The 8,943-nt window shown below is 67.2% G+C and carries 9 protein-coding genes and 1 pseudogene; 4 read left to right on the top strand and 6 right to left on the bottom strand.

The annotated features are described in order from the left end of the window. The first annotated feature begins 581 nt into the window (after window positions 1-581). The gene (locus O1R50_RS08810) at window positions 582-1,007 is read left to right on the top strand and encodes an OsmC family protein (RefSeq protein WP_270109591.1); all 426 of its coding nucleotides are present in this window, start codon (window positions 582-584) and stop codon (window positions 1,005-1,007) included. A gap of 205 nt (window positions 1,008-1,212) precedes the next feature. Continuing rightward, window positions 1,213-2,505, top strand: a complete 1,293-nt coding sequence (locus tag O1R50_RS08805; RefSeq protein WP_270109590.1) for a KamA family radical SAM protein — start codon at window positions 1,213-1,215, stop codon at window positions 2,503-2,505. A 67-nt stretch (window positions 2,506-2,572) separates the two neighbouring features. On the opposite strand, the gene O1R50_RS08800 is transcribed toward O1R50_RS08805, so the two are convergent. After that, entirely contained in the window at window positions 2,573-3,328 is a 756-nt protein-coding gene (locus O1R50_RS08800) for an NAD(P)H-dependent oxidoreductase (RefSeq protein WP_270109589.1), read from the bottom strand. Between the two features lie 131 nt (window positions 3,329-3,459). On the opposite strand from O1R50_RS08800, the gene O1R50_RS08795 reads away from it, so the two are divergent. Next, window positions 3,460-4,326 carry a helix-turn-helix transcriptional regulator gene (locus O1R50_RS08795; RefSeq protein ID WP_270109588.1) on the top strand — a complete coding sequence of 289 codons (867 nt, stop codon included), beginning with the start codon at window positions 3,460-3,462 and terminating at the stop codon, window positions 4,324-4,326. 19 nt (window positions 4,327-4,345) lie between these two features. Here O1R50_RS08795 and O1R50_RS08790 read toward each other — a convergent pair whose 3' ends face one another. From O1R50_RS08790 to O1R50_RS08780, 3 genes and pseudogenes are all read right to left on the bottom strand, one after another. Continuing rightward, entirely contained in the window at window positions 4,346-5,218 is an 873-nt protein-coding gene (locus tag O1R50_RS08790; protein ID WP_270109586.1) for an NAD(P)-dependent oxidoreductase, read from the bottom strand. Window positions 5,219-5,242: 24 nt separating this feature from the next. Next, window positions 5,243-6,115: pseudogene (locus O1R50_RS26300) on the bottom strand (NAD(P)-dependent oxidoreductase); the annotation flags it as partial. Between the two features lie 51 nt (window positions 6,116-6,166). Next, entirely contained in the window at window positions 6,167-7,045 is an 879-nt protein-coding gene (locus tag O1R50_RS08780) for an NAD(P)-dependent oxidoreductase (RefSeq protein ID WP_270109585.1), read from the bottom strand. 139 nt (window positions 7,046-7,184) lie between these two features. Here O1R50_RS08780 and O1R50_RS08775 point away from each other — a divergent pair, with 139 nt between their 5' ends. Then, entirely contained in the window at window positions 7,185-7,523 is a 339-nt protein-coding gene (locus O1R50_RS08775; protein ID WP_408612637.1) for a winged helix-turn-helix transcriptional regulator, read from the top strand. 67 nt (window positions 7,524-7,590) lie between these two features. Here the strand turns inward: O1R50_RS08775 and O1R50_RS08770 are convergent, their stop codons facing one another. Together O1R50_RS08770 and O1R50_RS08765 are read right to left on the bottom strand one after the other, a co-directional pair. Continuing rightward, window positions 7,591-8,130 (bottom strand): DUF2087 domain-containing protein, encoded by a 540-nt coding sequence (locus O1R50_RS08770; protein WP_270109583.1) that lies wholly within the window; start codon window positions 8,128-8,130, stop codon window positions 7,591-7,593. Window positions 8,131-8,170: 40 nt separating this feature from the next. Further along, window positions 8,171-8,839, bottom strand: a complete 669-nt coding sequence (locus tag O1R50_RS08765; RefSeq protein WP_270109581.1) for an HAD family hydrolase — start codon at window positions 8,837-8,839, stop codon at window positions 8,171-8,173. Window positions 8,840-8,943: the final 104 nt, after the last annotated feature.

The following is an 8,943-nucleotide window of genomic DNA, read 5'->3' as shown; positions in this document are numbered from 1 at the left end:
AAGTGTCCCAAGGAAAAGACAGTCAAAAACAGTACCAACCAGAAACCACCAGCACCTAGGCCAGCAATCCCCAGTCAGCCCGCACGCTGACCATCCAAACACCCTGTTGAGTTCTCAAACAACACGCCAACTCAAGACGATCCATAATTGGATTCGGCCTCAGCCGGAGCAACCCGAACAACATTACTAGTCTCGAACCGCGCTGTCTAACTGAGGATCATTGACCCTCGTCACAGGCGATTGAGCCTCTATGGAGTCTCAGGTGATTCCCGCGCTTCGATCTCGGACCGCGCCATAACTCTGTGAGCTTGTCGCGTGCCTCCGTGATCTCCGGACCGGCTTCGTTTTCCTCGGCCGTTCCGTTCCCCCGCGGGCAAAGACAAATATACACACCCCCGAAGGGGCCGAAACCAGGGGGGTCAACCTCTCTTCAACGATACGCTTGACCAGCGGAGACATCAAGGTCTTCTGAGAAAGTCGGCGGCAGCGCGGTGCACCCGGGCCGCCGACGCGGACCGTCTCCTCGACGCAGCTTCGGCTGTTAGCCTGCGAGCGAAGGAACTCCGATCAAAGGAGAAGGCATGTCAGCCACTCGCAATGCAAGCACTCGTTGGACCGGCGACCTCCAGGAAGGCAACGGCGTCACCAGCTTCCTGTCGTCGGGGCTCCCGGACACACCGGTCACCTGGGCCGCGCGCACGAACAACCCCGAGGGCAAGACCAGCCCTGAGGAACTCATCGCGGCGGCCCACACTTCCTGCTTCTCCATGGCGTTCTCGGGGGCCCTGTCGAAGGCTGGGTACACCGCGGAAGAGATCGTCACCGAAGCCGCCGTCACCTTCAAGCCCGGCACGGGGATCACTGACATCGCACTGACTGTCCGGGCGGTCATCCCCGGGCTCGACAACGATGAGTTCCAGAAGATCGCTGCCGGCGCCAAGGAGAACTGCCCGGTGAGCCAGGCGTTGAAGGCGGTCCCGATTTCGCTTGAGGCGACCCTGGGTTAGGGTCGTCACAAACGCCTGAAAATTTCATATTCACGCACAGTGTGCGCGAAAGCATCGGGTGCACCATCCGTGGCCGAAACGTCACGGAGCCGGACTCAGGCGGTACCGCCTGCAGGCGGCACGGTGGTCGTTGGTTTCGCGCACTTGTTTGTAACCAGGCCTGCCTGCCCAGTTGCAAACCGACACTGCAGAGGAGGGGGTTCTCGTGACTGCTCCTGAAAACACCGGTAGGCGGTTCCACGCCTACACCATCCGCCACCTGGACGAATTGCTCCAGCGAGCGCCGCTGACCGAGGAGCAGCGGCTCCGGACCAGAGCGGTGGCGTCAGTCCTGCCGTTCCGGACCAACGCCTACGTCGTCGACGAGCTCATCGACTGGGACGATCCGTTCGAGGATCCGATGTTCCGGCTGGTCTTCCCGCAGGAGGACATGCTGCCGGCCGAGGACGTCGACCACATCGCGGGTCTGCTCCAGAACGACGCCTCCAAGCAGGAGGTCACCGCTGCGGCCAACCAGATCCGGTTCAGGCTCAACCCGCATCCGGCCGGGCAGCTCGCGTTGAACATCCCGAAGGCCGGCGAGGAGCCGATCCCGGGACTGCAGCACAAGTACCGCGAGACGGTGCTCTTCTTCCCGCAGCAGGGTCAGACCTGCCACGCTTACTGCACCTACTGCTTCCGCTGGGCGCAGTTCGTGGGGATCGCCGATCTGAAGATGGCGAACAACGATGTCGAGCAGCTCACGGGCTACGTGCGAGAGCACACCGAGGTGAGCAGCGTGCTGCTGACCGGCGGGGACCCGATGATCATGGGCGAGCCGGTGCTGCGGCGGTACATCGAGCCGCTGCTCGAGATGGAGCACGTCGAGTCGGTCCGGATCGGGTCGAAGGCGCTGGCGTACTGGCCGCAGCGGTTCGTGTCGGATCCCGACGCGGACGACACGCTGCGGCTGTTCGAGCGGGTGGTGGCGTCGGGCAAGAACCTGGCGTTCATGGCGCACTTCTCGCACCAGAAGGAGCTGGACTCCGAGATCGTGCAGGAGGCGGTGCGGCGGATCCGCTCCACCGGCGCCGTGATCCGCACGCAGGCGCCGCTGATCAGGACGATCAACGACGACGCGGAGCAGTGGGCCGGGATGTGGAGGACCCAGCACAAGATGGGGATGATCCCGTACTACATGTTCGTCGAGCGCGACACCGGGCCGCAGGACTACTTCTCGGTGCCGCTGGTGCGGGCGTGGGAGATCTTCCGCGACGCGTTCAGCCAGGTCTCGGGGCTGTGTCGGACCGTGCGGGGTCCGTCGATGTCGGCCACGCCGGGCAAGGTCGCGGTCGACGGGGTCGTGGAGATCGGTGAAGAGAAGGTGTTCGCGCTGCGGATGCTCCAAGCAAGGGATCCTGACCTCGTGGGGCGGCCGTTCTTCGCGAAGTTCGACGAGAACGCGGTGTGGGTCGACGACCTGAAACCTGCGTTCGCCGACAAGTTCCCGTTCCAATAGTGCGGTAGATAAGCAGCGAGTCCGGGCCGGAGCGGCGATGCCGCTCCGGCCCGTTTGCTTTGCTCTGTCAGCGGGCGATGTGCAGGGCGAAGCCGGTGGTGCCCTCGGGTTCAAGGCCGGGAAGGAGGCGTTTGTCCTCGTCGTAGTCCTCGGACTGCTTGCGGTAGGCGATCGGCTCGGTCTCGGCGATCGTCTCGAGGCGCGAGCGCAGGAGCTTGACGGCGTCGGCGTACTCGGACTCCCCGAACCGGTGGACCGCGCCGGTGATCACGACCGGGGGCAGCACCTGCATGCCCGGGTAGAAGAGGACGCCGTGCTGGAGCGGGAAGAGCAGGTCGTCGATGGAGCCGTTGACGCCCCGGTCGGAAAGGTGCGATTCGGCGGCGCCGGTGGTGACGACGACCATGGCGCGCTTGCCTTTGAGGACGCCGTCGCCGAAGCGCGGCCAGTCGCGGGAGGTGCCGTAGCCGAAGCCGTTGGTGAAGACGCGGTCGAACCAGCCCTTCAAGATCGCGGGCACCGTGTACCACCAGAGAGGGAACTGGAAGATCACGCAGTCGGCGTCCAGGAGCTTCGCCTGCTCGGCCTTGATGTCCTCGGCGATCTCGCCCTTGCCCCAGGCTTCGCCGGCGGCGGCCATGAAGTGCTCGTTCTCGGTGGGGCCGAAGTCGTCGTAGTCGGCGACGGCCTTCCAGTTCATCGCGTACAGGTCGGAGACGGTGACGTTGTGGCCGAGCGCCTCGAGCGTCTGGACGGCTTCGTCGCGGAGGGCGGCGTTGAGGGAGCCGTTGTGCGGGTGGGCGTAGACGATGTGGGTTCGCATGCGCACCATGCTGCTGCGGTTCCGGCAGGGGTGCCAGACGTCTGTTCGACCTGGGGTCCTTCGACCCTAGGACTGACAGACCTAGGCAGTCGCGAAGGATCGCGGAGATACTTGCCGCGGAGGTTTGCGCGATGGCACCTGATGCGACAGAGACCGAGAAGACCGAGATCCACAAGCTCGAGGACGTGGTGGATCTGGGGAAGTTCCTGCAGGCGCGGCGGGCTCGCGTGAATCCGGCGGAGGTGGGCCTGCGGGCGGACCCGCGGCGGCGGGTGCCGGGGCTGCGGCGGGAGGAGCTGGCGCTGCTGGCCGGGGTGAGCGTGGACTACTACACGCGGCTGGAGCAGGGCCGGGCGAAGCATCCTTCGGATCAGGTTCTGGACGCGGTGGCGCGGGCGCTGCGGCTCGATGAGACGACGCGGGCGCATCTGCACCGGCTGGCGGGGAATTCGCGGCTGAGCCCGTTGCAGGCCAGCGCGGGGGTGCGGCCGTCGCTGCAGACGATGCTGGCGGCGATCGACGGGTTCCCGGCGTTGATCATGAATCACCGCCAGGATGTGCTGGCGTCGAATCGCTTGGCGCGCTTGCTGTACGGGGGTTTCGGTTGGGATCTGGAGGCGCATCCGAACTTCGTGCGGCTGCTGTTCGACGATGATTCGCGGGGGTTCTTTCCGGACTGGGCGGAGGTGTGCTCGCACGAGACGGTGGCGCAGCTTCGGAAGATGGCGGCGTTGTTCCCTGAGGATGCGGCGATGACGGCGTTGATCGGCGAGTTGTCGGTGGCGCATCGGGATTTCGCGGAGATGTGGGCGCAGGCCGAGGTGAAGGACTGCAATATCGGCTGGGTGCGGTTCGATCATCCGATGGTGGGGTTGCTGCAGTTGTACAAGGACCAGTTCCGGGTGGCGGACGGGTCGGGGCAGATGCTGGTGACGTTGACGGCTGCGCCGGGGACGGACGGGTATGAGAAGTTGGCGCTGTTGGGGGCCGGCGAGTAGTGCCGGCCCCTTGGGTCGCTTAGCGGTTGATGGTGAGTTGTTCGATGACGCTGGTCCAGTCGGCGGTGCCGCGGCCGGTGGCGGCGAGTTCGTCGAGCTGTCGTTTGAGCGGTTCGAGGTGGGCGGCGCTGATGCCCTGTTCGCGGGCGGCGGTGATGAGCGAGGTGACGGCGGCGTTGGTGAAGTCGACGTTCTGGCCGGGGGCGGGGTCGTAGTCGCCGGTGTCGACGACGGCGACGGTGGGTGCGGCGAGCGGGACGACCGCGTTGAGCCAGGCGGTGACGTCCTGGGCGGTCTGGACGGCGGGGACGCCGACGGTGCGCATCATGGCGGCGGCTTGGAGGACGCCGGTGAACATCGTGTACATGGCGGTGAGCAGGGCCATGTCCTTGAGTGAGGCGAGGCCGGCGTCGGTGCCCTCGTATTCGGCGGTCCCGAGGGTTTCGAGGGCTGGTCTGGCGATGGCGTAGGCGTTCTCGTCGCCGGAGTAGAGGAGGCGGGAGCCGGCCCCGCCGATCATCTGGGGGACGGCCATGATGGCGCCGTCGAGGTAGGTGATGCCGTGTTCGGCGGCCCAGGCCGCGGTGGCGCGGGCTTCGTTGGGTGTGGTGGTGGTGACGTTGACGAGGACCTTGCCTTTGAGTTCGGCGGCGGCGGGTTCGAGGTTCTCGTGGATGCTGGCGTGGTCGAGGAGGACGGCGATGACGATGTCGCCGGACTGGACGGCTTCGGCGATGGTGGCGGCGGCGTTCGCGCCTGCCTGGACGTGGGGTTGGGTCTTGGCGGGGGTGCGGTTCCAGACGGTGGTGGTGTAGCCGGTCTCGCGGAGGCGGGCTGCGATGGCCGAGCCCATGGCGCCGAGGCCGAGGATGCTGATGGTGCCTTTTGACATTTCGGTTTCCTTTGGCGTGCTTGGTCAGTGGATGGTGAGGCGTTCGATGATGCGGATCCAGTCGCTGTCGCCGTGGCCGGTGGCGGCGAGTTCTTCGAGGAGCTGCTGGTGCGGTTCGAGGAGGAGGGCGCTGATGCCCTGCTCGCGGCTGGCGGTGATGAGTGAGGCGATGCCGAAGCGGTCGAAGTCGACGCTCTGGCCGCCGGTGTCGTAGGTGCCGGCGTCGACGATCGCGGCGAGTGCTCTGCCGTGGGGCAGCATGGCGGCGAGCCAGGCGTGGACCTCTTCGGCGGTGTCGGCGGCGGGGACGCCGGCGGTGCGCATCATGGCGATGGCTTGGACGTAGCCGAGGAGCATGAGGTCCATGGCGGAGAGCAGGGCCATGTCCTTGAGTGAGGCGAGGCCGGGGTCTTTTCCGGTGTATTCGGCGGTGCCGAGCTGTTCGAGGAGCGGCAGGTTGTCGGTGTAGGCGTGCTCGTCGCCGGAGTAGAGGAGGCGGGCGCCCGGGTCGCCGATCATCTGGGGGACGGCCATGACGGCGCCGTCGAGGTAGGTGATGCCGTGTTCGGCGGCCCAGGTGGCGCTTTCGCGTGCCTGGTTCGGTGTGGTGGTGACGAGGTTGATGACGGTCTTGCCTCGGAGTTCGGCGGCCACCGGGTGGAGTCGTTCTTGGACGCTGGCGTGGTCGAGCAGGACGACGAGGGCGATGTCGCTCGTTCGGACGGCTTCGGCGACGGTGGCGGCGGCGTTCGCTCCGGCATTGATGTGGGGTTCGGTCTTGGCGGGGGTGCGGTTCCAGACGGAGGTGGTGTAGCCGGTCTCGCGGAGGCGGGCTGCGATGGCCGAGCCCATGGCGCCGAGGCCGAGGATGCTGATGGATCGCTGCGTCATGTTCGTGCCTTTCGGTGCGGGCCGGGGTCGGGCGGGAGGGCCCGACCCCGTTCTGGGTCAGGCGGTCTGGCGGATGATCTGGTATACGGGGACGGGGTGCCCGGCCTTCTCGCTCGCGTCGAGGGCGCGCTGGTAGTAGTCCTGGATCGTGCGGGTGAGGGAGGCGTCGACGCCGACTTCCTCGGCGGCGTCGATGACGTGCTGGGCGCCGGCGTGCATCATCCTGAGGTTCGCGATGTCGCCCCAGCCGCCCTGCTTGGCGGCGGCCCCGAAGAAGAGGGTGAAGTCCCGGTTGCTTTCGGTGCCGTTGCTGGCGAATTCGATGAACTTGTCGACGTCGGCTCCGGCCGCGTCGATGATCGCGACGGCCTGCTCGAGCGAGGTGAGGAACGCGTGGAACTGGGCGAGCCCGGCCTGGTAGTAGAGCTGCGCGAGCCCGTAGTCGGCGCCGAGGTACTCGACGCTGGGAACCAGGGTTTCGAGGAGCGCGCGGTGCGCCTCGTAGCTGGTCTCGGGTCCGCTGACGTAGAGCCGCGAGGACGCGTGCTTGAGGTCGTCGCTCTGGGTCATGTACGCGCCGGTCACGAACTCGCCGCCGCGGGAAGTGACCCATTCGGCGCCCTTGCGGGACTTCTCGGGCGAGTCGGAGGACAGGTTGATGATGGTCTTGCCGGTGAGGTCGGCCGGGCCCTGCTCGAGGACGCCGTACATGGCGTCGTAGTGGATCAGGGAGAGCAGCACGACGTCGTTGGCGGCGATCGCCTCGGCGACGGTGTCGGCGGGGGTGGCGCCCAGTTCGGCGATGGTGTCGAGTTTGGGCCTGGTGCGGTTCCAGGCGGTGACGTCGTAGCCGGCGTCGAGGAGGACCTTGACAGTGGCCTGGCCCATCGGGCCCAGCCCGATGACGGTGACGGATTTCGTGGTGTGCTCAGTCATGTTGTGCCCCTTGGTAAGTGGTGGTTCCTCAGTCGTGTTGACGAGGTCTATGTTCGCCGGGCCGGATAGGCTCTGCAAGACCGCACTTTCGGGTGGGGCTACTTACTTCGAGGTTCGAAATATGGCCGGGAGGGGTCCGATGGAGACGCAGAGTGGCGTAGATCAACCCTGTGGCATGTCGCTCGCGATCGACGTGGTCGGCGGCAAGTGGAAGATGCACTTGATGTGGGTGCTGGCCGAAGGGCCGGTGCGGTTCGGCCAGATCCGCCGCAAGCTCGAGGGCGTGAGCGAGAAGGTGCTCGCCGAGAACCTGCGGCAGTTGGAGGCGAGCGGGATCGTGCACCGGGAGCTGTACGCGGAGGTTCCTCCGCGCGTGGAGTACTCGCTGACGCCGCTCGGCGAGTCGCTCAACCAGGCGCTGGCCCCGCTGGAGGCCTGGGGCGACCGGAACCGCGAGGAACTGTCCGCGCGGATCTAGGCCGGACATCACGTCCCGCCTTCCGGCTTCGGAGGGCGGGACGTCGTCGTTCGGTGGGGCGGCCGGTTCAGATCGGCGGGGCCTCGCGGCGGCGGTACTCGCTGCCGTCGCGGTTGCGTTCGAGGAGGAGCTCGTCGATGAGGTCGCGGCGCAGCTGCAGCGGGTCTTCGAATTCGGCGGCGAGCGGTTCGTTGACCTCGTGCTCGGTGTAGACGCGGTCGAACGCGAAGTGGCGGTCCGCGAGGTCGCGCAGGAGCGCGACGCGGGTGCGGCGGTTGACCGGCCGGACGGTGATCCGGCCGTTCGCGTAGAGATGGGCCACTTCGGGACTCACGCCGGGCGGCGCGTCGGGGCGGGCTTCGCGGGCTGCCGCGGCGGCGGTTTTGAAGGCCTCAGGTGCGGCACGGATCCGGCCGTCTTCGCGGGTGACGAGCCCGGATTCGAAGAGGCGGTGGAGCGCCTTCTCGGCGCGCGGATGGCGCGTTCTCAGCTCGGTGACGCTGGCGCCGGGGCCGGCCAGGACGATGTCGGCGAAGACGCGGAGGCGTTCGGGGTCGGCCAGGGCTTTGACGATGATGTGGCTTGCGTCGTTCAACGGAGCGGTCATCTGGACAGACTGGTGTCGGTCGTCCGGATCGTCAACGGGTTTAGCCGAGGTTGCGCAGGTACGCCAGGTCGATGCCCTCGAGGGTGTCGAGGCGCAGGACGTCGAGCTCGACCGGGAGCTCGACTTCGCTCGGGATGGCCACGGTGACCGCGCCGGAGGCGAGCCCGGAGCCGACGCCGGAGACGGAGTCCTCCAGGACCACGCATCGTTCGATGTCGACGCCGAGTTTCGCGGCGGCGGCGAGGTAGGGCTCGGGGTCGGGTTTGCGCTGCTCGACCTCGTCGCCGCAGATGGTGAGGTCGAAGTTCTCGGGGCCCACGAGGCCGATGATGATGTCGGCGAGTTCGCGCGGGGTCGAGGTGACCAGGGCCGTCGGGATGCCGGCGGCGCGGCATTCGAGGAGGAGTTCGCGTGCGCCGGGCTTCCATTCGACGCCTTGGGCGAACAGCTCCTTCATGCGGGTGCGCAGCCAGGTCTGGCGGTGGGGGGCCTCGGTGAGGGGGATGCCGAGGCTTTCGAGGAGCATGACGACCGAGGCGTCCTCGTTGGTGCCGACCATGCGGGCGCGGACGGCGGGGTCGAGGGCGCCGCCGAGGAGTCCGGCGAGTTCCTCGATGCCGGTGTCCCAGACGCGTTCGCTGTCGACGAGCGTGCCGTCCATGTCGAAGAGCACGGCTTGCGGGAACGCGGCTTTCGGTAGGTCAGTCACGTTGTCCAGGGTACGGGCGGGACCGGTGGGTCGGCTCGCGTCGAGGCGGAGCCGCGAGGCGGCTCACACGGGTCGGGACCGCCAGAGGGGCGAGCGGCCGAGTG

Source organism: Glycomyces luteolus (assembly GCF_027622875.1).
Lineage (GTDB): Bacteria > Actinomycetota > Actinomycetes > Mycobacteriales > Micromonosporaceae > Glycomyces > Glycomyces luteolus.
Note: the sequence above shows the minus strand (reverse complement) of the source record. Positions and strands in the feature narration are given on the sequence as shown.